The organism is Mycobacterium sp. MYCO198283, assembly GCF_021213805.1.
Taxonomy (GTDB): domain Bacteria; phylum Actinomycetota; class Actinomycetes; order Mycobacteriales; family Mycobacteriaceae; genus Mycobacterium.
In genome coordinates this window covers 157,103-178,750 of record NZ_JAJQJI010000001.1, presented here as the reverse complement: position 1 = coordinate 178,750, position 21,648 = coordinate 157,103, and the positions used below count along the sequence as shown (strand labels likewise).

Below are 21,648 nucleotides of genomic sequence, written 5' to 3'. Positions count from 1 at the left end.
ACACGTTCTAGTTGTCACCCCACGGGCGGCGACTCAGTCGTCGTCGGCGTCGTCGGCGGCCAGCGTGCGCTCGATCCGCTCACGGGCGCCGGCCAAGTGCTGCTCGCAGCGTTTGGCCAGCTCCTCACCCCGTTCCCACAGCTGCAGCGACTCGTCGAGCGGCAGTCCGCCCTGCTCCAGGCGGCGCACCACCTCGATCAGTTCGTCGCGGCACTCCTCGTAGCCGAGTGCACTAATGCCATTAGTTCGATCGGTCATGGTGGTCCTCGCGTCCGGAGCTCACGGCCGCCACGGCACCGTCGGAAACCCGCACCCGCAGCCGGGTGCCCGTAGGCGCATCGGCCGTGTGGCGCAGCACCGCCGTCGCGCCGTCGGCGCCGATGGTCTGCACCACCGCGTAGCCGCGCGCCAGGGTGGCGGCGGGTCCGAGCGCGGCCAGCCGGGCCGAGAGGTGCTCGATGCGGTCGGTCTCGGCGGCGACGAGCCGCCCGATGTCGCGGCGGGCCGCCGTGCGGGCGCGCTCGACTTCCTCGCAGCGAGCGGTCAACATGCGATGCGGGTCGGCGAGCACCGGGCGGCTGCGCAGCGCGTCGAGCGTGCGCTGTTCCCGCACCACCCACTGCCGCAGCGCCCGCGACGCACGTGCCCGCAGGTCGGCCACGCGTGCCGCCTCGGCGGCGGCGTCGGGCACGATCCGCTTGGCGGCGTCGGTCGGTGTCGCGGCCCGCAGGTCGGCGACCAGATCGCACAGCGGATTGTCGGGTTCGTGGCCCACCGCGCTCACCACCGGCGTGGTGCAGGCCGCGATCTCCCGGCACAGCGTCTCGTCGGAGAACGGCAGCAGGTCCTCGACGCTGCCGCCGCCGCGGGCGATCACGATGACGTCGACGGCCGGGTCGCGGTCCAGCGCGCGGAGCGCCTCGACGATCTGGGCGACGGCGTTCACGCCCTGCACCGCGGTGTTGCGAACCGCGAACCGCACCGCGGGCCAGCGGGTGGTGGCGACGGTGACGACGTCGTGTTCGGCGGCGCTCGCCCGGCCGGTGATCAGCCCGATCGTCGACGGCAGGAACGGCAGCGGCCGTTTGCGGCGCGGATCGAACAGCCCCTCGGCGTCCAGCAGCCGGCGCAGCCGTTCGATGCGGGCGAGCAGTTCACCGACCCCGACGGCCCGGATCTCGCTGATGCGCAGCGAGAACGAACCGTTGCGGGTGTAGAACTGCGGCTTGCCCAGCACGATCACCTGCGTGCCCTCCGCGAGCCGCACCGGCGCGTTCGCGACCAGGCCGCTCGGGCAGCTCGCGGACACCGACATGTCCGCGGCGGGGTCACGCAGCACCAACCACGCCGTCGACTGCCGCACCTTCAGCTCGGCGATCTGCCCTTCGACCCAGACCATGCCGAGCCGGTCGATCCACTTCATCACCCGCATGGCGACACCGCGAACAGGGAACGGGTTCTCCGCCGAGGTGCCCTGTTCGGGAGCGGTCACTTCGGGGCGGAGGCGCGGGTGATCCGGTTCGCGAGCAGCGTCTGGAACGGTGCGCGGGCGCGGGTGGCCTCCTCGTAGGCCAGCAGCGCCTGCAGGTCCGCCACCGACAGCGACTGCAGCCGGGCCCGCAGCTGGGCGAGCGTCAGCGAGTCGTAGTCGAGCTCGGCGGCGACGCTGGGCAGCTCGGCGCCCGGCGACTCGTCGGCCGGCGCGTCGCCGCCGGTGTCCGGTGCCTGCGAGTACAGCGCGAAGCGACCCTCGGTGAGGCGCTCCCGGTCGCTCTCGCTCGACAGCGACGGCGGGTCGTCGTCCTCGCCGAGGTCCTCGTCGAAGGTGGCCCACTCGGGCTGCTCGTCCTTCGGCGGGAAAATCGACTCGAGCGTCGCGTCGCCCTTGATGACCAGCTCGGCGACGTTCTGCTGGAACCGCATCACCATGTGGGCGGCCTGGCTCACCAGCGTCATCGGATACATCAGGATGGTCTGTGGCAGCTTGCGCGTCTCTTCGACGACGGTGACCGCCGCGCCGACCGCCAGCCGGACCCCATACGGTGCAGGTGACATGCGGTCCAGCCTGCCTCAACCCCGGGCCGAATGAAAAGCAGAGCTCACGGTTCGCCTCGTCGGCGCAGCGGAACGTACCCTGGAACCATGCCACCGACCGTCCACATGGGGATCCCCGGCGCCTCCAGCTCGGTGGCCGACCGCACGCCCGGCAAGCGCGTGCTGCTCGCCGAGCCGCGCGGCTACTGCGCCGGCGTCGACCGCGCCGTCGAAACCGTCGAGCGGGCGCTGGAGAAGCACGGCGCCCCGGTGTACGTGCGCCACGAGATCGTGCACAACCGGCATGTCGTGGAGACGCTCGCCAAGGCCGGCGCGATCTTCGTCGACGAGACCGACGAGGTACCCGAGGGCGCCATCGTGGTGTTCTCCGCGCACGGCGTCGCGCCGATCGTGCACCAGACCGCGGCCGAGCGGAACCTGCAGGTCATCGACGCCACCTGCCCGCTGGTCACCAAGGTGCACAACGAGGCCAAGCGCTTCGCCCGCGACGACTACGACATCCTGCTCATCGGCCACGAGGGCCACGAGGAGGTCGTCGGCACTGCCGGCGAGGCGCCCGACCACGTCCAGGTCGTCGACAACCCCGACGCCGTCGACAGCGTGACGGTCCGCGACCCGAGCAAGGTGATCTGGCTGTCGCAGACCACCCTGAGCGTCGACGAGACCATGGAGACCGTCCGCCGGCTCCGGGAGAAGTTCCCGACGCTGCAGGACCCGCCCAGCGACGACATCTGCTACGCCACCCAGAACCGGCAGGTCGCGGTGAAGGCGATGGCACCCGAATGCGACCTGGTGATCGTCGTCGGCTCGCGCAACTCCTCGAACTCTGTGCGGCTCGTGGAGGTCGCGCTGCTCGCGGGCGCCGCGGCGGCGCACCTCGTCGACTACGCCGAGGACGTCGACCCCGCCTGGCTCGACGGCGTGACCACCGTCGGCGTCACCTCCGGCGCCTCGGTGCCCGAGATCCTGGTGCGCGGCGTCCTCGACCGGCTGGCCGAGCACGGCTTCGACACCGTGCAGCCGGTGACCACCGCCAACGAGACGCTGGTCTTCGCGTTGCCGCGGGAGATCCGCGCCGGCCGGCCGCGCTAGCTAACCGTCCCAGTCGCCGCGCGAGTGGCGCGGCCGGTGCCGGTAGGCGCTTCGCGATTCGCCGTCCTCGGCGCTGCGATACCGCACCCGCGACACCGGGTGGTGGCTGCCGTTCACACCGTTGGTCCCGTTGCGGCCGGTGCGCTCGCGCCGGCGGTACTCCGGCTCGTAGGCGTCGAAGTCGAACGGTTCGGGCCGGGGCCGCCGCTCGGGCCGTTCGCTGCGCTCCGGCCGTTCGTACGGGTCGAGCCGGCCCGGCGGGTACCGGTCACGGGCGCCGTTCTCCCGCGGCGACGGGCGCGACCGGCGGGGCCGCTCGGGCAGGTCGCGCAGGTAGTCGCCGATGTCGGGGTCCTCGGTGGCCGGCGGGCGGCGGCGGGGCCGCGGCTGCGCGCGGCGGTCGTCGTCGGTCTCGCGGGGGCGTCGCGGCGGCCGCGGGGTGCGCGTCGACGGGCTGGGCCGTTCGCCGGCCGGCCGGCGCCGGCGGGGTTCCTCCACGGCCGGCTCGTCGTCGTCGCGCCCGGCGGTGAGCTTCGCCTTGAGCCCGGCGAACCCGCCGGCGGATGTGCGCCGGGCGCGAGAGCTGCGCCGGCTGGTCTTGTGGGCGGGCGCTGCGCTGGGGGCGACCGACCGCCGCGAGCCGAGGAACCACCGGACCGCGCCGATCACCAGCACGGTGGCCGACACCGCGAGCATCAGCGGGAATCGCTCGATCAGCGGGTAGCCGCAGTTGATCGCCAGGTCCTTCACGCCGGCGATCTCGCTGCCGGTGAACAGGAAGTAGGCGCCGGGGACCAGGACGAAGAGCAGCAGCGGCGGCTGCACGACCGCGGTGAACAGCGCCGCCTGGCGCACCGCGAGAACCGCCGCGACGCACCCGATTGCGTACAGCGTGGCGAAGACCGCGGTGAGCTCCTTGGTCTCCGAGCCGGCGTCGAACGCGAAACCGATGGCGGCGGCGGTAACGGCGATGACCACGGCGCCCCACCAGGGCACCCCGGTGACGTTCGGGTGCGCGGAGCGGTGAGCAGGCTCTACCGGCGATCGGCCCCGCTGTCCAGACACAGGTAGACCGTACCGGCTCACGCTGCTGACGCGCTGCCAGCGCGCCATGGCGTGGCTGCCCCTGCGCCTAGACTCTGGATTCCGTGAGTCTGAATCTGGGAATCGTGGGGCTGCCGAACGTGGGCAAGTCGACGTTGTTCAACGCGCTGACGCGAAACAACGTGCTGGCGGCCAACTATCCGTTCGCCACCATCGAGCCCAACGAGGGCGTGGTGCCGCTTCCCGATCCCCGGCTCGACAAGCTGGCCGAGATGTTCTCCTCGGCGCGCGTGGTGCCGGCGCCGGTGACGTTCGTCGACATCGCCGGCATCGTGAAGGGCGCCTCCGAGGGCGCCGGGCTGGGCAACAAGTTCCTCGCCAACATCCGCGAGTGCGACGCGATCTGTCAGGTCGTCCGGGTGTTCGCCGACGACGACGTCGTCCACGTCGACGGCAAGGTCGATCCCCGCTCCGACATCGAGGTCATCGAGACCGAGCTGATCCTCGCCGACATGCAGACGCTGGAGAAGGCGGTGCCGCGGCTGGAGAAGGAGGCCCGCAACAACAAGGACCGCAAGCCGGTGCACGAGGCGGCGGTCGCGGCGCAGGAGGTGCTCGATGCGGGCAGGACGCTGTTCTCGGCGGGAACGGATGCGTCGCTGCTGCGCGAGCTGAACCTGATGACCACCAAGCCGTTCCTCTATGTCTTCAACGCCGACGAATCGGTGCTCACCGACGAGACGCGAAAGGCCGAGCTCCGCGCGCTGGTCGCCCCCGCCGACGCGGTGTTCCTCGACGCGAAGATCGAAGCCGAGCTGCAGGAGCTCGACGACGAGTCGGCCGCCGAACTGCTGGAGTCCATCGGTCAGACCGAACGCGGGCTCGACGCGCTGGCCCGTGCCGGCTTCCACACGTTGAAGCTGCAGACCTATCTGACGGCCGGACCCAAGGAGGCCCGCGCCTGGGTCATCCACCAGGGCGACACCGCGCCCAAGGCGGCCGGCGTCATCCACACCGACTTCGAAAAGGGCTTCATCAAGGCCGAGGTGGTCTCCTTCGACGACCTCGTCGCCGCCGGCTCCATGGCCGCCGCCAAAGCCGCGGGCAAGGTCCGTATCGAGGGCAAGGACTACGTGATGGCCGACGGCGACGTGGTGGAGTTCCGGTTCAATGTCTGACTCGGGCGAGGGCCGTGCGGTGCCCCGGATCGCGGCGATCACCCCGCTGCGGTCGGCGTGACGGATCGGATCCGGGACTTCTTGCGGTCCTTGCCGTCACTGGCGGGGGTGGGGCCGGCCCTCGACCTCGATTCGCTGCCCCGCGATCCGGTGCAGCTCTTCATCGAATGGCTTGAAGGTGCGGTCCGCGCCGGCGTGGCGGAACCGCATGCCATGACGCTGTCGACGGTCGATGAGTCGGGCGCACCAGACGCCAGGATCCTGTTGCTCAAGGACGTCGACGAGCGGGGATGGGCGTTCGCCGGCACTGCATCAAGCGGGAAAGGCCACCAGCTCCGTGCCTGTCCGCGGGCATCCCTGACATTCTGGTGGCAGCCGCTGGTGCGTTCAGTTCGGTTGCGCGGCACCGTGATCGAGGCGTCACGATCGGATAGCCTCGCCGATCTGCGGGCCCGAAGTGTCGAAGCGCAGGAGGGCGTCGACCCCGACGACTGGACTGTCTGGAGACTCGTGCCAACGCGTGCGGAGTTCTGGCAGGGGTCCACCGATCGTCGCCATACCCGCATCGTCTTCGTGCCGGACGGTCAGAACTGGAGAGTGGCACCGTGAGACGCATTAATTGTCGGTGATTCTGCGCCTAGGGCGTCGGCCACTCGCACTTTCACGCCCTGAGCGCAGACTCGACGCGTGGACGCACATGAAGAGTGGGGCTCGCGCGACGTCGAGTTGCTCCATCACGCGGTGCTCGACGAGATGCAGGCGATGAACAGCTTCCATCAGCTCGGCGTGTCGACCGACGCGCTGGAACTGTTGGCATGGGCGGTCACCACTCGTGTCGATTACGCGTTCGCCGTTCGCTGGTCACCGGACTGGGTGCCGCCCGGTCGTCCGCACACGTGGCGCGACGACGAGGGCTGGCACGCGCGCTGCAACGACTGCCTGTCCGAGTGCGCCGCAGCGCCGTCGGAGACCGAGGCGGTGGCGTGGTTCGACGCGCACGCCGCCGGAACGCATCCCGGGGGACGTGCCCCTACGCAATGACGGCGATGCCCGCCGCGGCGGCGGACAGCAGCCCGGCGGCCCAGAACAGCGGCGGCTCCACCGGCTGGCCGGAGCGCCGCTGCCGGGCACGGCCGATGCCCAGTACGGCGCCGAGTACCACCAGGATCACCAGCTTGACGGTGATCTTGGTGTAGTTCGGCTCGTAGCCTGCGGGCCAGGGCGCCGCCAGCGCCAGCCCGGTGACCAGCGATACGACCAGGCCCCATTCCATCGCGCGGGTGAACTGCCGGCGGCGGGCCAGCACCTCGCCGATCCACGGGCCGAAGACCATCGCGAACCCGATGATGTGCAGAAAGACTATGACGTGACGTAGTACTTCCACGGCGTCAGCGTAACCCCGTCACTCCGGCTGGCTGCCCCGACTGTCGAGACGCCGCAGCACCTGGTCCACGATCGTCGGATCCATGCCCTTCTCGCTGCGGGCGTTGACCACCTCGTTGCGCGCGGCCTCGAGCACCTGCTCCTTCAGGGCGTTGGTGGTGGTCGCGTGTTCGTCCGAGGCGCGGCCGTCGCCGTCGTGCGGCCGGTACCCGAGCGAATGCCACATGCGCTCGGCGTTCTCGCGGGCGTGCTCGGCGGTGTCGTCGTCGACGTCGCTGCGCTGGCGGACTTCGTCGAGGCGCTGCAGTCCGGCGTCGCGGGCGCGGCGGATCAGCTGTTGCTGCGTGTCGTCGATGTCGTCGTCGGAGGCGCTGACGCCCAGTGCCTTGACCACGAACGGCAGCGTCAGGCCCTGCACCACGACGGTGCCGATGATCACCACGAACGCGATGAAGATCAGCCGCTCCCGCTCGGGGAAGGGCTGCGGTCCCATCGGCAGCGACAGCACCATCGCCAGCGTCACCACGCCGCGCATGCCCGCCCACGACGTGATGGCCAGCTCCCGCCAGCCGTGGGGTTCGGCCTCGTCCGTGCGGTGCTGGTGGGCCCGTTCGTCGATCGATCCGACGACGAACATCCAGAAGATCCGGATGCCCACCACGACGCCGAGCACAATCAGCGACTGCCCGACGAGCTCGGTCAGCGGGCCGGGCACCTGCTGGGCGACCGCCCGCACCTCCAACCCGACGAAGGCGAACGCGACACCCGTCACCGTCAGTTCGAGGATCTCCCACATGTTGCCGGCGACGAGCCGGGTCTGCGTCGACTCGACGTCGCCGTAGCGGCTCAGCGCCAGCGCGATGGTGACCACCGCGAGCACCCCGCTGCCGTGGGCGGCGTCCGCCGCGGCGTAGGCCACGAACGGCATGACGAGCACCAGCGCGCTGCCCGCCGGGTGTGGCGGAAGCTTGCCGAGCAGGATGCGGGTGGCGCCCGCGACCACCAGGCCGACCGCGACGCCGACGCCGATCGCGACGGCCAGTGCCAGCCCGGCATGGCCTGGGCTGAACGCGCCCGTCAGCGTGGAGGCGACGGCGACGTCGTAGAGCACCAGTGCGGTCGCGTCGTTCGACAGCCCCTCACCTTCGAGGATGGTGCGCAACCGCCGCGGGAGCTTGAGGCGCTGCGCGACGGCGGTGGCTGCGACGGCATCGGGGGGACCGACGGCGGCGCCGAGCGCGAGCGCCGCGACCAGCGGCAGCCCCGGCACCAGCTGCTGCAGCACCACGCCGACCGCGAAAGCGGTGACCAGCACGAGCGCCACGGCCAGGATTGCGATGGGCCGCCGGTTGTCCAGGAACTGCCGCCAGGACGTCCGCCGCGCGGCCGCGAACAGCAGCGGCGGCAGCACGAGCGGCAGGATCAGCTCCGGATCGACCGACGGAGTGGGCACCCCCGGCACGAACGCGAGCAGCACCCCGAAGATCAGCAGCACCACGGGATAGGGCAGCGTGAGCCGCTGGGCCAGCGGCGCGAGCACGATCGTCGCGGCAACCAGCCCCAGGAACAGCGTCAGACCAGCCAACCTGAACTCCCGTCGGGTTCGGAAACGAATCCCTCGGATATCCCCCGCGGTGCCGGTTCCGAAACGGCGTCAGCGGGTGACGCGCTCGTCGAGGAAGATGTCGAGCACCGGCTCGGCGCCGCCGCCGTAGCGCGAGAGGTCGGCGACACCGGCGTCGTGGAGCACCTGGGCGTCGATGAAGGTGTGGCCGGTGCAGTCGCGAGCCGGCCGGCCCAGGATCTCGACCGCGGCGTCGCCCATGATCTCCGGGCTGCGCGACGACGACAGCAGCGCATCGCCCTCGGCCATGTTCGCGACGGCCGAGGTGGCGATGTAGGTCTCGGGCCACAGGCAGTTCGCGGCGATGCCGGCGTCGGCGTACTCGGCCGCCCATCCCAGCGTCAGCAGCGTCATCGCATACTTCGACAGCGTGTAGGCGGGGTGCGCGCCCAGCCAGTGCGGGTTGAGGTTGATCGGCGGCGAGATCGTCAGGATGTGCGGGTGCGGCGAGTTGCGCAGGTGCGGCAGGGCGGCCCGCGTCAGCAGGAAGGTGCCGCGGCCGTTGATCTCCTGCATCAGGTCGTAGCGCTTGGCGGACAGCTGCTCGGTGCCGACGGTGGCGATCGCGCTGGCGTTGTTGACGACGATGTCGACGCCGCCGAACCGCTCGACGGCGGTGTCGACGGCCCGCTGCACGTCGTCCTCGGAGCGGATGTCGCCGACCACCCCCGCCGCCTGACCGCCCGCCGCCTCCACCGCCGCGGCGGCGGTGTGCACGGTGCCCGGCAGTTTGGGATGGGGTTCGGCCGTCTTGGCGAGGAACACCACGTTGGCGCCCTGCTTCGCGGCGACGAGCCCGATCGCCAGGCCGATGCCGCGGCTGCCACCCGACATCACCATCGTGCGACCTGCGAGTGATCCGGTCATCGGCCCTCCTCGGGAAACGGCATTCTCGCCGATGAGATTACGGTATCCACCCGCGCACGCCGACGCCGAGATCGACGAAATGGCGGCCGTTACTCGCACTTTCTCGCCGAAACGTCGGTTTGGGCGGGGATTCGCCCCTAGCGGACGACGAACGGGACGACCGCGTCGCTGAAGGCGTCGTTGTCGTCGCCGGCCGCGGTGTGACCGGCGCCGGAGAGCTCGACGAACTCCGCGTGCGGCACCTGCGCGAGGAAGTGCTGCACGCCCTCGACGCTCACCACGTCGGACAGCTTGCCGCGTACCAGCAGGATCGGGATGCGCAGCTCGACGGCCGCGTGTTCGATCTTCTCCACCCGCACGAACGGGTCGTCGCCGGGCGCGGTCAGGAACGCCGGATCCCAGTGCCAGTACCAGCGGCCGTCGCGCAGCCGTAGGTTCTTCTTCAGCCCCTCGGGACTGCGCGGCCGCGTGCGGTGCGGCAGATATCCGGCGACGGCGTCGGCCGCGGCGTCGAGCGAGTCGAAGCCGTCGACGTGGCTGAACATGAAGTCGCGGATGCGGGCGCTGCCGGCCTTTTCGTAGCGCGGCACCACGTCGACGAGCACCAGCTTGGTGACGCGCTGCGGTCCGGCCTCGTGCGCGGCGAGGATGCCGGTCAGCCCACCCATGCTGGCGCCGATGATGGCGACCGGCCGGCCGATCTGCCCGATCACCCGCGAGACGTCGGCCGCCAGCGCATCGACGCTGTAATTGGCCTTCGGCGCCCGGTCGCTCTCGCCGTGCCCGCGCGCGTCGATCGCGACCACGTGCAGCCCGTGCCGCGCCAGGACGTCGCCGGTCTGCTTCCAGGAGAACCGATTCTGGCCGCCGCCGTGGAGCATGAGGACCGTCGGCTTGCCCTCGGCCGTCGGCGCGCCGCGGTTCCACTCGTCGGCCACCAGCGTCAGGTCCTCGGCGCCCGTGAACTCCACCGTTTCCGCTGTCACGACGCTCCTTCCGGCAGGTCCGGCTCACGTTACCCAGCTGCGCGACCGCCCCGCGCGGGGGCACCGGCGCGGCTAACCTCGACCCGTGACCGAACCGCGATGGCTGGACGTCGAGGCGCCGGCGGTCACGCTGCGCGCGCTGGTGTGGGAACCTCCCGGAGCCTCGGCCGACACTCCGACGGCGCTGTGCCTGCACGGATTCCCGGATACGGCCCACGGCTGGCGGCGGGTTGCGCCGCAGCTCGTCGCGGCGGGGTGGCGGGTGGTTGCACCGTTCATGCGGGGTTACGCACCGTCGGGCATCCCGCGCGACGGCGCCTATCACGTGGCGGCGCAGATGCACGACGCGCTGCAGGTGCTCGACGCCGTGGGGCCGACCGGGCGCGACGTGCTGATCGGCCACGACTGGGGAGCCATCGCCGCCACCGGCATCGCGGCCCTGCCGGAGTGCCCGTTCCGCCGGATCGCCATCATGAGCGTGCCGTTGCCGGCTGCCTTCCTGCCGCCGGGCGCGGTGCCGAACAAGCTCGGGCTCGTCTCCCGGTTGCCGCTGCAGCTGCTGCGCAGCTGGTACATCCTGTACTTCCAGCTGCCCGCGCTGCCGGACCGCTCGGCGTCGTGGGTGGTGCCGCTGCTGTGGCGCTACTGGTCGCCGGGGTACCGCGGCGCGGCGCTCGAGGAAGACCTGCGGCACGTCGCCGACGCCATCGGGGCGCCGGACCGTTGGCGCGCCGCGTTGGGCGCCTACCGGGCGACCGTGCGGAAATCCACGCCGCCCCCGCCCTATACCGAGCTGCACCGCTACTGGACGCAGCGGCCCGTGACGCCCACCCGCTACCTGCACGGCGCCGACGACGGCTGCGCCAGCCCGGCCTGGGCGAACTGGGTGCGCCGGATCCTGCCGGACGACGCCGTCATCACGGTTCCCGCCGCCGGTCACTTCCTGCAGCTGGAGCAACCCGACGCGGTGGCCGCCCACCTGCTCGACTTCATCGGCCGCCCGACCGCGCCGTGACCCGGCTGGCGGCCGTCGACGCGCAGCTCTACTGGCTGTCCCGGCGGCTGCCCAACGACCAATTCCTGCTCTACGCGTTCGGCGGCGCGCCGGACCTCGACGAGGCGGTCGATCAGGTGCGCGACCGCGCGGCCGGCTGCCCGGACCTGCGGCTGCGCGTCGCCGACGACCATCGACTCCGCTATCCGCGGTGGGTTCCCGACGGCGTCGGCGACGGGCAGATCGTCGTGCATCCGGCGGCGAGCTGGGACGCGCTGCTGGCCGCGCTCGGCACGCTGACGACGACCGTGCTCGACGCCCGGGTCGCGGCGTGGCGCCTGCACCTGTGGCCGGCGGTCACCGCCCTGCCGACCGGCGACTCGGGAACCGTTGCGGTGCTGCAGATCTCGCATGCGCTGGCCGACGGCACGCGCGCGTCCGCGCTGGCGGCCTGGCTTCTCGGCCGGGACGCGCCGGTGGCGCCGGTGCCACCCGCACCGGGCGGCGGCGTGCTGCGGCGCGGGATCGCCGCGGCCAGGGCCCACCGCGCGCTCACCGCCGAGACGGCCGCCGGCGCGGTGCCGCCGCCGGGGGAGCTGTGCCCGGCGCTGATCACCAATACCGCGCCGCCCGGGCCGCCGCTGCTGCGCACGCTGCTCATGGCCCGCCCGCGCGGGGCCACGGTGACGGTGCACGCGCTCGCGGCGGTGACCGACGCGCTGGCCGCCCAGGTGCGGGCCGCCGGCGAGGACCCCGCGCAGCTGACGGCCGAGGTGCCGATGGCCAAGCCCGGGCCGCGCACCGCCCACAACCACTTCCGGGCCGTCGGCGTGCCGCTGCGCCCGGACCTGCCCGTCGACCGGCGGCGGTCGGCGATCGCCGACCGGCTGCGGGCGCACCGGCAGCGCGGCGAGCACCCCGCGCTGGCGGCCGCCGACCGCGCGTTCGCCGCCACCCCGGCGCCGCTGCTGCGGTGGGGCGTGGCGCAGTTCGACCCGGCGGCCCGCGCAGCGATGGTGGCCGGCAACACCGTGGTCTCGAGCGTCCACCGCGGACCGGCCGACCTGCACCTGGGCGGTGCGCCGGTGCTGTTCACGGCCGGCTATCCGGCGCTGTCGCCGACGATGGGGTTGACCCACGGCGTGCACGGCATCGGCGACACCGTCGCGGTGAGCGTGCACGCCCGGGCGGGCGCGCTCCCCGACGTCGATCGCTACCTTGCCGACCTCGCCGAGCGGTGGAGTGCCACCTGACGGCGTTGACTTCCACACTCGGGCGTCGATATCCACCCAGTGGCGGCAAAACGCCCGAAATCCCGCCCTGGCGTGGAGATCAACGACCGAAAGTAAAAGTTGGGTCCCGCCGGCACTAGAACACGTTCTAATCTCTTCGCCATGGGTTTCCTCACACAAGACGCGCCCGTCGTGGACTACGAGGAGTGGAGCAAGGGCACGCGCGCGGAGAAGATCCGGCCGATGGCACTGCACTGGGCGGAAGTCGGCTTCGGCACGCCGGTGGCGCTGCACCTGTTCTACGTCGTCAAGATCTGCCTCTACATCCTGGGCGGCTGGCTGTTCGCGCTCGCCACCACCGGCGTCGACGGCTTCACCGACGTCGGGCAGTGGTGGACGGAGCCGATCGTCTTCCAGAAGGTCGTGCTCTACACCATGCTCTTCGAGGTCGTCGGCCTCGGCTGCGGGTTCGGCCCGCTCAACAACCGGTTCTTCCCGCCGATGGGTTCGATCCTGTACTGGCTGCGGCCCGGCACCATCCGGCTGCCGCCGTGGCCGAACCGGATCCCGCTGACGAAAGGCACCGGGCGCACCCCCGTCGACGCTGCGCTCTACGGCGCGCTGCTGGTGATGCTGCTCGTCGCGCTGTTCTGGAACGGCACCGGACCCGTCGATGGCTTCGACACCGAAGTCGGCGTGCTGCCGAGCTGGCAAATCTGGGCGATCCTCGGCCTGCTCGCGGTGCTCGGGCTGCGCGACAAGGTGATCTTCCTGGCGGCCCGCGGCGAGGTGTATGCGAGCTTCACCGTCACCTTCTTGTTCGCGACGTACAGCGTCGTCGACATGATCGTCGCCGCCAAGATCATCTGCGTCATCATCTGGATGGGCGCCGCCACCTCCAAGTTCACCAAGCACTTCCCGTTCGTCATCTCGACGATGATGAGCAACAACCCGGTGTTGCGGCCGCGCTGGCTGAAGCGGAAGTTCTTCGAACACTTCCCCGACGATCTGCGGCCCGGCCGCCCGTCGCGCATCGTCGCCCACGTCAGCACCGCGATCGAGCTGCTGGTGCCGCTGGCGCTGTTCTTTTGCCACGGCGGCTGGCCCACCGCGATCGCCGCGACCGCGATGATCGTCTTCCACCTCGGCATCCTGTCGGCGATCCCGATGGGTGTGCCGCTGGAGTGGAACGTGTTCATGATCTTCGGCGTCGTGACGCTGTTCGTCGGGCAGGCGCGCTACGGGCTGTCGGACGTGACGCAGCCGCTGCCCATCGCGGCGCTGACGCTGGTGCTCGTGACCTGCATAGTGCTCGGCAACGTCAACCCGCCGAAGGTGTCGTTCCTGCCGGGCATGCGGTATTACGCCGGCAATTGGGACACCAACCTGTGGTGTCTCACGCCGTCGGCCGCGCAGAAGATCACCGACGGCATTGTGGCGATCGCCAGCATGCCCGCCGCTCAGCTGGAGCGGTACTACGGCAGCAAGGAGACCGCGGAGATGTACCTCTACATGGGTTATGCCTTCCGATCGTTCAACAGCCACGGCCGGGCGCTGTTCACGCTGGTGCACCGCGCGCTCGCCGACCGCGACGAGGCCGACTACACCATCACCGACGGCGAGCGCATCGTCTCCACCGCGATCGGCTGGAATTTCGGCGACGGCCACATGGGCAACGAGCAGCTGATCGAAGCCCTGCAGGAGCGCTGCCACTTCGAGCCGGGCGAGGTGCGCGTGATCGTGCTCGACGGCCAGCCGATCCACCGGCAGACCCAGCAGTACCGCATCGTCGACGCCGCGTTGGGCGAGCTCGAGCGCGGCCACGTCTGCGTTGCCGACATGGTGACCCGCCAGCCCTGGGACGACACCGTGCCGGTGCACGTCCACGGCGAGAGCAAGATCCGGCCGCGCGACGCCGCTCAGTAGCAGAGCGATCGCTCTGTTACTGTCGGGGAGTGCCTCGGCCGCGGCTCCACGACCCCGACGTCATCCTCGACGCCGCTGAGTCGTTGGCCGCATCGGCGGGCGTCGGCGCCGTCACCACGCGGGCCGTGGCCGCCGCGGCCGGGGTGTCCAACGGCGCGATCTACCACGAGTTCGGTTCCCGCGGTGCGCTGCTGGGCCATACCTGGGTGCGCGCCGCTCGCCGGTTCCTCGATCTCCAGGCCGGACTGGTGGACGCCCACCGTGGCGACAGCACGGATCCGGCCGACGTCATCGTCGCCGCGGCCGACGCGCCGGCCGTGTTCGCGGAGCGCTACCCGCAGTCGGCGCGACTGCTCGTCGACGTGCCGCGTCACCAGCTCGTCGGCGACGATCCCGCGGCGTCGGCTGCCCTCGCCGACCTCGACCGCGAGCTGCTCGCGCTGCTGGTCCGGCTCGCCGAGGTGGCATGGGGCCGCCGCGACAGTGCCGCCGTCGACGTCGTCACCATCTGCGTCGTCGACCTGCCGACCGCAATCCTGCTGTCGCGCAACCGCATCGGCAGTCCGGTGGCCCGCCGGCAATTGGTGGCCGCCGTGCGTGCGGTGGTGGCGGTCGGACCGCCGCCGAAACGAAGGAGAAACGATGAGCATTGAGCTGACCCGCGACGGCGACGTCGCGGTGCTACACCTCGGCGACGACGAGAACCGGTTCTCACCGGACTTCCTCGACGCGTTCGATGCGGCGCTCGACGGCCTGTCAAACAGCGGCGCCACCGCGCTGGTCACCACGGCCTCCGGGAAGTTCTACTCCAACGGGCTCGACCTGGAGTGGCTCGCGGCCAACAGCGACCGCGGCGACTGGTACGTCGGACGGGTGCACGGGCTGCTGGCCCGCCTGCTGACGCTGCCCATGCCGACCGCCGCGGCCATCACCGGCCACGCGTTCGGGGCGGCCGCGATGCTGGCGATCGCCCACGACTTCCGGGTGATGCGCACCGATCGCGGCTACTTCTGCTTCCCCGAGGTCGACATCCGCATCCCGTTCACGCCGGGCATGGCGGCGCTGATCCAGGCGAAGTTGACCCCGCAGGCCGCGGTGGGCGCGATGACCACCGGCCGACGCTTCGGCGGACCCGACGCGCTCGCGGCGGGCATCGTCGACGCCGTTGCCGACGAGAACCGGGTGACGGCCGACGCGGTGGCGTCCGTCGCGGCGCTGGGCGCCAAGGACGCCGGCACGCTCGGTGCGATCAAGCAGACGATGTTCGGTCCGGCGGTCGCGGCGCTCACCGGCTAAGACGCCACGGCCTGCTCGATCGGCACGTCGCCGTTGTTGAACTCGATGGTGCGCCCGATGGTCGAATCGTCGGCGAGCACGGCGGCGGCCACCCGTGCGACGTCCTCCCGCGACACCTCACCGTCGGCGGCCTGGGCGCCGACGGCAATCCGGCCGGTGCCCGGCCCAAATGTCAGCCGGCCCGGCCCGAGTATCGTCCAATCCAACCCCGACGCGCGCAGGTGTGCATCGGCGGCGGCCTTGGCCTCGGCGTAGGCGAAGAACGGATCGTCCTGCGGCACACCGTGATCGGGGCGGGCACCGAAGTAGGACACCAGCACGAACCGGCGCACGCCGCTCGCGGCGGCCGCGTCGATCAACCGGATGGCGGCGTCGCGGTCGACGGCGAAGGTGCGGGCCGGATCCCCGCCGCCGGCGCCCGCGGCGAACACCACGGCGTCGCGGCCCGTCACCAGCTCGGCTGCTGCGGCGTCGTCGAGCGTCTCGATGTCGGCGATCAGCGGCGCCGCACCGGTGGCCGCCACGTCGTCGGTGTGGTCGGGGTTGCGGAACACCGACGTCACCTGATGGCCCTGGCCGGTGAGGATGCGGGCGAGGTGCAGCGCGACCTTGCCGTGGCCGCCGATGATCACGATGTGCGCCATGTATGGCGACGCTACGCGTCGGGGTTCGGGCGTCGGCTGATAAGAACTAGACAGGCGTCAAACTACCTAGGGAGTGAACATGGCTGAAGCCGTCATCGTCGAAGCGGTCCGGTCGCCGATCGGGAAGCGCAACGGCGGCCTGTCCGGGGTGCATCCGGCCGAGCTGTCGGCGCAGGTGCTCAACGGTCTCGTCGAGCGCGCCGGGATCGATCCGGGCATCGTCGACGACGTCATCTGGGGCTGCGTGATGCAGGCCGGCGAGCAGGCGCTCGACATCGGCCGCACCGCGCTGCTCGCCGCCGGCTGGCCCGAGACCGTGCCGGGCGTGACCGTCGACCGCCAATGCGGGTCCAGCCAGCAGTCGGTGCACTTCGCCGCGGCCGGCGTGGTGGCCGGTCACTACGACGTCGTGGTCGCCGGCGGCGTCGAGTCGATGTCGCGCACCCCGATGGGCTCGTCGCTCGCAGGCGGCGGCAACCCGTATCCGCAGAGCTTCAAGGACCGCTACGACCGCACCCCGAACCAGGGCATCGGCGCCGAGATGATCGCCGAGCAGTGGGGCTTCGACCGCACCGCGCTCGACGAGTTCTCCCTCGGCTCGCACGAAAAGGCCGCCGCCGCACAGGATTCCGGCGCGTTCGACGACCAGATCGTCGCGATCAAGGCCACTGGCGAGGGGACCCAAACAAGCACCGTACTGAAGGACGAGGGCATCCGCCGGGGCGGCACCGTCGAGAAGATGGCGCAGCTGAAGCCGGCGTTCAAGGAGGACGGCGTCATCCACGCCGGCAACGCCTCGCAGATCTCCGACGGCTCGGCCGCGCTGCTGTTCATGTCCGCCGACAAGGCGCAGTCGCTGGGGCGCAAGCCGATTGCCCGCGTGCACACCGCGACGCTGGCCGGCGCCGACCCGGTGATCATGCTGACCGCGCCGATCCCGGCGACGCAAAAGGTGTTGAAGCGTTCGGGGCTGAGCCTCGACGAGATCGGCGTGTTCGAGGTCAACGAGGCGTTCGCCCCGGTGCCCATGGCGTGGCTCAAGGACATCGGCGCCGACGAGAAGAAGCTGAACCCGAACGGCGGCGCGATCGCGCTGGGCCACCCGCTGGGCGGCTCCGGGGCCCGCATCATGACCACAATGCTCTATCACATGCGCGACAAGGGAATTCGCTACGGCCTGCAGACGATGTGCGAGGGCGGCGGTCAGGCCAACGCCACCATCCTGGAACTGTTGTGACGACGGACGCGGCCCCGGGCGCTCTCACCGAGCGCCGGGGCAACGTCCTCGTCGTCACGATCAACCGGCCCGAGGCCCGCAACGCCGTCAACGGCGCCGTCAGCACCGCCGTCGGCGACGCGCTCGAGGACGCCCAGCACGACCGCGACATCCGCGTGGTGGTGCTGACCGGTGCGGGGGACAGGTCGTTCTGCGCCGGAGCCGACCTCAAGGCGATCGCCCGCGGCGAGCACCTGAGCCATCCGCAGCACCCGGAGTGGGGCTTCGCCGGCTACGTGCGGCACTTCATCGACAAGCCGACCATCGCCGCCGTCAACGGCACCGCGCTGGGCGGCGGCACCGAACTGGCGCTGGCCAGCGACCTCGTGGTCGCCCGCGAGAGCGCGATGTTCGGGCTGCCCGAGGTGAAGCGCGGCCTGTTGGCCGCGGCGGGCGGCGCGTTCCGCATCGTCGACACGCTGCCCCGCAAGGTCGCGCTGCGGATGCTGTTCACCGGCGAGCCGATCACGGCCGCGGCGGCAGCGCGCTGGGGCCTGGTCAACGAGGTCGTCCCCGACGGCGACGAGGTGGCCGCGGCCGTCACGCTGGCCGAGACCATCGCCGCGAACGCGCCGCTCGCCGTGCAGGCCAGCAAGCGAGTCGCCTACCGCACCGACGGCCGGCCCGTGCCCGGTGACGAATCCGGCTGGGACGCCACCACGCGCGAGGCGATCGCCGTCATGCAGACCGAGGACGCGCGGGAAGGCCCGCGGGCGTTCGCCGAGAAGCGGCCGCCCGTCTGGCAGGGCCGCTAGGCGGCGGGGGGCGCGGCCTCGGCCGCCGCGGGCGCGCTCGGCGACGAGCTGGGTGTCGAGCTCGGCGAGGAGCTGGTCGGCGAGGCCTTGGTCTGATCCGCCGGCAGCGCCTTGGCCGGATCGAGCACCGTGTCGATCAGGTAGATCCGCGAGTTGCCGCCGGTGATCGCGCCGCACAGCACCTTGGCGCCGTCGACCTTGATGTCGCCGCCCTTGCCCTCGACGGTGACCTGCTTGCCCTGCTGTGTCGTGAGCTTGCCGTGCACGTCGTCGACGCCCAGGATGCTCAACACCATGTGGTAGTACAGGACGTCCGTCAGCGCCGCCGGATTGGACTTCAGCAGCTCGAGCGTGCCCGGATCGAGCTTCGCGAACGCATCGTTGGTGGGCGCGAAGACGGTGTAGGGGCCGTTGTCGAGGACGCCGACGACGTTCACCGCCGGGTTCACGCCGCCGGAGATCGCCGACGAGAACGTCGACAGCTCGGGGATCGCGGCGATGTTGGCCGACACCGACTGCTTCGACAGCGTCTGCAGCGCGTTCGGGTCGGTGGCCGTCAATTCCTTCTTCAGCGCATCGCAGCCAGAACCTTGCAGGTCGGGCAGCGTCACGGTGGTCGGCTTGGGCGTCGGGGTCGGCTCGCCGTGGGCGGTCACCGCCGCGGACAGCGCGACGGCGACGACCGCGACACCGGCGAACGCGGACTTGGTGCGGTTCTTCATGCTTCGGCTTTTCTCCCTCGTTGCGGCGCCGCAGTGGATAGTAGGGGCTGGCGTCCGTCGAGGTGAAATCGGCGGTTTCTACGATGGCGGGCATGCCCGAGCCGCTCATCGTCGCGATCGCAGGTCACGCGCCACAGTTCGCCGCCGAGTCGTGGGTGGCGCCCAACGCCGCCGTCATCGGCCGGGTCCGGCTCGCCGAGCGGGCGAGCGTCTGGTACGGCGCGACGCTGCGCGCCGAGGCCGAGGCCATCGAGATCGGCGCCGGCAGCAACCTGCAGGACGGTGTCACCGTGCACGTCGACCCGGGCTTCCCGGTCCGGGTGGGAGCGAACTGCAGCGTCGGCCACAACGCCGTGCTGCACGGCTGCACCGTGCAGGACGACTGCCTGATCGGCATGGGGGCGGTGATCCTGAACGGCGCGGTCGTCGGCGAGGGTTCGCTGGTGGCGGCCAGTGCGCTCGTCCCGCAGGGCATGGTGATCCCGCCGCGGTCGATGGTGGCCGGGGTGCCCGGCAAGGTCCGTCGCGAGCTCACCGACGACGAGGTGCAGGGCAACCGCTTCAACGCCGAGGTCTACCGCCAGCTGATCGACCTGCACCGCGACGCCGGATGAGTGTGACCGACGTCATCGTCGACCGGATCCGCCGCGGATTGCGCCCGGACGGAGGTGGGTACGGTACCGGCGATGCGAATTCTGGTCACCGGGGCCACCGGATACGTCGGCTCGCGGCTCGTCACCGAGCTGCTGCGCGACGGGCACCAGGTGGTGGCCGCCACGCGCAAGCCGAAGCGGCTGCGGCGCTACGGCTGGTTCGACGAGGTGACGGCCGTCGGTCTCGACGCGAACGACGCCGCCTCGGCGCGGCGGGCCTTCGCCGACGCCGGTGCCGTTGACGTCGTCTACTACCTCGTCCACGGCATCGGACAGCCCGGCTTCCGCGACGCCGACCGGGCGGCGGCCACGCACGTCGCCGAGGCGGCACGCGACGCCGGGGTCACCCGCATCGTCTACCTCGGCGGCTTCGTTCCCGACGGGGACACGCTGTCGGAGCACCTGGCCAGCCGAGCCGAGGTCGCCGAGGCGCTGCACGTCGACGGCGGCCCGGAAGTGGTGTGGCTCGGCGCCGCGGTCATCATCGGGGCGGGCTCCACATCGTTTGAGATGGTTCGCTACGTCGCTGACCGCCTGCTCGTCATCCCGTTGCCGTCCTGGGCGTCCAACAAGATGGAACCCATCTCCATCCGCGACGTCCTCTACTACCTCGTCGCGGCCGCCGACCCGGACACCGTGCCCGCCGGCGCCTTCGACATCACCGGCCCCGACGTCACCACCTACGGCGGGCTGCTCGGCTCGTACCTGCGTGCCACCGGAGCGGTGCGCGCCGGACTCCCGCTCAACGGCGCCCAGGCCCTCATCCCCAAGGCGTTGATGGCACGCGTCGCCGGCACCGTCGTCCCCGTACCCACCGGCCTGGCCGCTGACCTGATCCAGTCGCTCGACTATCCGATGACGGCATCCGACGCCCGACTGCGCGACATCGTCCCCGACCCGCCCGGCGGGCTCACCAGCACCGACGACGCCGTCTCCGCCGCGCTGTCCCACCACCTGCCGCAGCCGGTGAACCGGCTCGCCGACCCGCACCACCTCGCCGACACCGACCCGCGGTGGGCGGGCGGCGACGCGCTGCGCCTGCAGCAACTGGCCATGGCGGTCACGCCGCCGCCGGCCCGCAAAGCGCTCGACCTGCTCGAAGCGGTGCCCGGTCCGGTCGCCGCCGCCCTGCGGGCCTGGGCGGACACCCTTGTCAGCCTGACGCCGAAGAGGTCGACGTGACCACCAGCGTGACCCAGGACACCTGCGCCGACCCCGAAGCGGGCGCGCTGCGCCACTGGCTCGAGAACCTCGGCAAGGAGGCGCTGCCGCACCCCGAATGGCCCGCGGTCGTGCGGCGGCGCCGCATCATCGTCGCGGTCGTCCTGGTGGTCGGCGCGGCGGTGCTCGGCGCGTCGTTGACGCAGCCCCCCGGCGGGTCCAGCTTCTACTGGTGGACGCTCGCGCTCGCGGTCATCTTCGCCACCGGCGCTTTCGCGTCCGGACCGCTGCACCTCGGCCGCATCTGCTGGCGCGGCCGCAACCAACGGCCGGTGCTGACCGGCATCACGATCGGGCTGCTGCTGGGCGCCGCGTTCATCGTCGGCGGCTTCGTCGTCCGGGAGATCCCGCCCGTCGCCGACTACGTCCGCAACGTGCTGATCTACGCCAACCAGGGCAGCCTCCCGCTGGTCGCCGCCATCACCGTCGCCAACGGTATCGCCGAAGAACTGTTCTTCCGCGGTGCGCTCTACAGCGCCTTCCACAACTTCCACCCGGTGCTGATCTCGACGCTGCTCTACATCGCGGTCACCATGGCCGCGGGCAACCCGATGCTGGGCTTCGCCGCGATCATCCTCGGCACCGTGTGCGCCGTCCTGCGCCGCGCGACCGGCGGCGTGCTGGCGCCGATGCTCACCCACTTCATCTGGGGTGCGGTGATGGTGTTCGCGCTTCCGCCGATCTTCGGCCTGTAGGCGGC

The 21,648-nt window shown here is 71.4% G+C and carries 24 protein-coding genes; 14 read left to right on the top strand and 10 right to left on the bottom strand.

The window, feature by feature from the left end; translation table 11 throughout:
• Window positions 1–33 precede the first annotated feature (33 nt).
• From LV457_RS00870 to LV457_RS00860, 3 genes are read right to left on the bottom strand one after another with little or no spacing between them, the layout of a single operon-like run.
• Window positions 34–258, bottom strand: coding sequence for an exodeoxyribonuclease VII small subunit (locus LV457_RS00870; RefSeq protein WP_232168455.1), 225 nt, complete (start codon window positions 256–258; stop codon window positions 34–36).
• On the bottom strand, window positions 242–1,492 hold the full coding sequence (xseA, locus tag LV457_RS00865; protein WP_232168454.1) for an exodeoxyribonuclease VII large subunit: 1,251 nt from the start codon (window positions 1,490–1,492) through the stop codon (window positions 242–244). Before xseA ends, LV457_RS00870 begins: the two co-directional genes overlap by 17 nt.
• Window positions 1,489–2,055, bottom strand: coding sequence for a lipid droplet-associated protein (locus LV457_RS00860; protein WP_232168453.1), 567 nt, complete (start codon window positions 2,053–2,055; stop codon window positions 1,489–1,491). The genes xseA and LV457_RS00860 overlap by 4 nt, the downstream gene beginning before the upstream one ends.
• Window positions 2,056–2,142: 87 nt before the next feature.
• On the opposite strand from LV457_RS00860, the gene LV457_RS00855 reads away from it, so the two are divergent.
• On the top strand, window positions 2,143–3,147 hold the full coding sequence (locus LV457_RS00855; RefSeq protein WP_232168452.1) for a 4-hydroxy-3-methylbut-2-enyl diphosphate reductase: 1,005 nt from the start codon (window positions 2,143–2,145) through the stop codon (window positions 3,145–3,147).
• Here LV457_RS00855 and LV457_RS00850 read toward each other — a convergent pair whose 3' ends face one another.
• Complete coding sequence (locus tag LV457_RS00850) at window positions 3,148–4,143, bottom strand: DUF6542 domain-containing protein (protein WP_308192151.1); 996 nt, start codon at window positions 4,141–4,143, stop codon at window positions 3,148–3,150.
• A gap of 152 nt (window positions 4,144–4,295) precedes the next feature.
• On the opposite strand from LV457_RS00850, the gene ychF reads away from it, so the two are divergent.
• The 3 genes from ychF to LV457_RS00835 all read left to right on the top strand — a co-directional run bounded on the left by ychF (window position 4,296) and on the right by LV457_RS00835 (window position 6,410).
• On the top strand, window positions 4,296–5,369 hold the full coding sequence (ychF, locus tag LV457_RS00845) for a redox-regulated ATPase YchF (RefSeq protein WP_232168450.1): 1,074 nt from the start codon (window positions 4,296–4,298) through the stop codon (window positions 5,367–5,369).
• Between the two features lie 57 nt (window positions 5,370–5,426).
• On the top strand, window positions 5,427–5,978 hold the full coding sequence (locus LV457_RS00840) for a pyridoxal 5'-phosphate synthase (RefSeq protein ID WP_232168449.1): 552 nt from the start codon (window positions 5,427–5,429) through the stop codon (window positions 5,976–5,978).
• Window positions 5,979–6,056: 78 nt separating this feature from the next.
• Window positions 6,057–6,410 (top strand): hypothetical protein, encoded by a 354-nt coding sequence (locus LV457_RS00835; RefSeq protein ID WP_232168448.1) that lies wholly within the window; start codon window positions 6,057–6,059, stop codon window positions 6,408–6,410.
• Here the strand turns inward: LV457_RS00835 and LV457_RS00830 are convergent.
• The 4 genes from LV457_RS00830 to LV457_RS00815 form a co-directional block, all read right to left on the bottom strand.
• On the bottom strand, window positions 6,400–6,753 hold the full coding sequence (locus LV457_RS00830) for a Fe-S protein (RefSeq protein WP_232168447.1): 354 nt from the start codon (window positions 6,751–6,753) through the stop codon (window positions 6,400–6,402). The two genes, LV457_RS00835 and LV457_RS00830, sit on opposite strands and share 11 nt — an antisense overlap.
• 18 nt (window positions 6,754–6,771) lie before the next feature.
• The gene (locus LV457_RS00825; protein WP_232168446.1) at window positions 6,772–8,337 is read right to left on the bottom strand and encodes a Na+/H+ antiporter; all 1,566 of its coding nucleotides are present in this window, start codon (window positions 8,335–8,337) and stop codon (window positions 6,772–6,774) included.
• A 69-nt stretch (window positions 8,338–8,406) separates the two neighbouring features.
• The gene (locus LV457_RS00820; RefSeq protein WP_232168445.1) at window positions 8,407–9,243 is read right to left on the bottom strand and encodes an NAD(P)-dependent oxidoreductase; all 837 of its coding nucleotides are present in this window, start codon (window positions 9,241–9,243) and stop codon (window positions 8,407–8,409) included.
• 137 nt (window positions 9,244–9,380) lie between these two features.
• Window positions 9,381–10,229 (bottom strand): alpha/beta fold hydrolase, encoded by an 849-nt coding sequence (locus tag LV457_RS00815; protein ID WP_232168443.1) that lies wholly within the window; start codon window positions 10,227–10,229, stop codon window positions 9,381–9,383.
• 85 nt (window positions 10,230–10,314) lie between these two features.
• On the opposite strand from LV457_RS00815, the gene LV457_RS00810 reads away from it, so the two are divergent.
• From LV457_RS00810 to LV457_RS00790, 5 genes are all read left to right on the top strand, one after another.
• The gene (locus LV457_RS00810; RefSeq protein ID WP_232168442.1) at window positions 10,315–11,244 is read left to right on the top strand and encodes an alpha/beta fold hydrolase; all 930 of its coding nucleotides are present in this window, start codon (window positions 10,315–10,317) and stop codon (window positions 11,242–11,244) included.
• On the top strand, window positions 11,241–12,476 hold the full coding sequence (locus tag LV457_RS00805; RefSeq protein ID WP_232168441.1) for a WS/DGAT domain-containing protein: 1,236 nt from the start codon (window positions 11,241–11,243) through the stop codon (window positions 12,474–12,476). Before LV457_RS00810 ends, LV457_RS00805 begins: the two co-directional genes overlap by 4 nt.
• 141 nt (window positions 12,477–12,617) lie before the next feature.
• Window positions 12,618–14,381, top strand: coding sequence for a DUF3556 domain-containing protein (locus tag LV457_RS00800; RefSeq protein ID WP_232168440.1), 1,764 nt, complete (start codon window positions 12,618–12,620; stop codon window positions 14,379–14,381).
• Window positions 14,382–14,410: 29 nt separating this feature from the next.
• Entirely contained in the window at window positions 14,411–15,034 is a 624-nt protein-coding gene (locus LV457_RS00795) for a TetR family transcriptional regulator (RefSeq protein ID WP_232168439.1), read from the top strand.
• Window positions 15,024–15,677: an enoyl-CoA hydratase-related protein gene (locus LV457_RS00790; RefSeq protein WP_232168438.1), complete on the top strand. Its 654-nt coding sequence runs from the start codon at window positions 15,024–15,026 to the stop codon at window positions 15,675–15,677. The genes LV457_RS00795 and LV457_RS00790 overlap by 11 nt, the downstream gene beginning before the upstream one ends.
• Here the strand turns inward: LV457_RS00790 and LV457_RS00785 are convergent.
• On the bottom strand, window positions 15,674–16,321 hold the full coding sequence (locus LV457_RS00785) for an NAD(P)H-binding protein (RefSeq protein ID WP_232168437.1): 648 nt from the start codon (window positions 16,319–16,321) through the stop codon (window positions 15,674–15,676). The genes LV457_RS00790 and LV457_RS00785 overlap by 4 nt on opposite strands.
• A gap of 79 nt (window positions 16,322–16,400) precedes the next feature.
• Between LV457_RS00785 and LV457_RS00780 the strand changes: the two genes are divergently transcribed.
• Complete coding sequence (locus LV457_RS00780; RefSeq protein ID WP_232168436.1) at window positions 16,401–17,558, top strand: thiolase family protein; 1,158 nt, start codon at window positions 16,401–16,403, stop codon at window positions 17,556–17,558.
• The gene (locus tag LV457_RS00775) at window positions 17,555–18,352 is read left to right on the top strand and encodes a crotonase/enoyl-CoA hydratase family protein (RefSeq protein ID WP_232168435.1); all 798 of its coding nucleotides are present in this window, start codon (window positions 17,555–17,557) and stop codon (window positions 18,350–18,352) included. The genes LV457_RS00780 and LV457_RS00775 overlap by 4 nt, the downstream gene beginning before the upstream one ends.
• Here LV457_RS00775 and LV457_RS00770 read toward each other — a convergent pair.
• Window positions 18,349–19,074: a fasciclin domain-containing protein gene (locus tag LV457_RS00770; RefSeq protein ID WP_232168434.1), complete on the bottom strand. Its 726-nt coding sequence runs from the start codon at window positions 19,072–19,074 to the stop codon at window positions 18,349–18,351. The genes LV457_RS00775 and LV457_RS00770 overlap by 4 nt on opposite strands.
• A gap of 92 nt (window positions 19,075–19,166) precedes the next feature.
• Here LV457_RS00770 and LV457_RS00765 point away from each other — a divergent pair, with 92 nt between their 5' ends.
• From LV457_RS00765 to LV457_RS00755, 3 genes are all read left to right on the top strand, one after another.
• Window positions 19,167–19,688 (top strand): gamma carbonic anhydrase family protein, encoded by a 522-nt coding sequence (locus tag LV457_RS00765; RefSeq protein WP_232168433.1) that lies wholly within the window; start codon window positions 19,167–19,169, stop codon window positions 19,686–19,688.
• 72 nt (window positions 19,689–19,760) lie between these two features.
• Window positions 19,761–20,909, top strand: coding sequence for an NAD(P)H-binding protein (locus LV457_RS00760; protein WP_232168432.1), 1,149 nt, complete (start codon window positions 19,761–19,763; stop codon window positions 20,907–20,909).
• 47 nt (window positions 20,910–20,956) lie between these two features.
• Complete coding sequence (locus LV457_RS00755) at window positions 20,957–21,643, top strand: CPBP family intramembrane glutamic endopeptidase (RefSeq protein ID WP_232169184.1); 687 nt, start codon at window positions 20,957–20,959, stop codon at window positions 21,641–21,643.
• Window positions 21,644–21,648 lie beyond the last annotated feature (5 nt).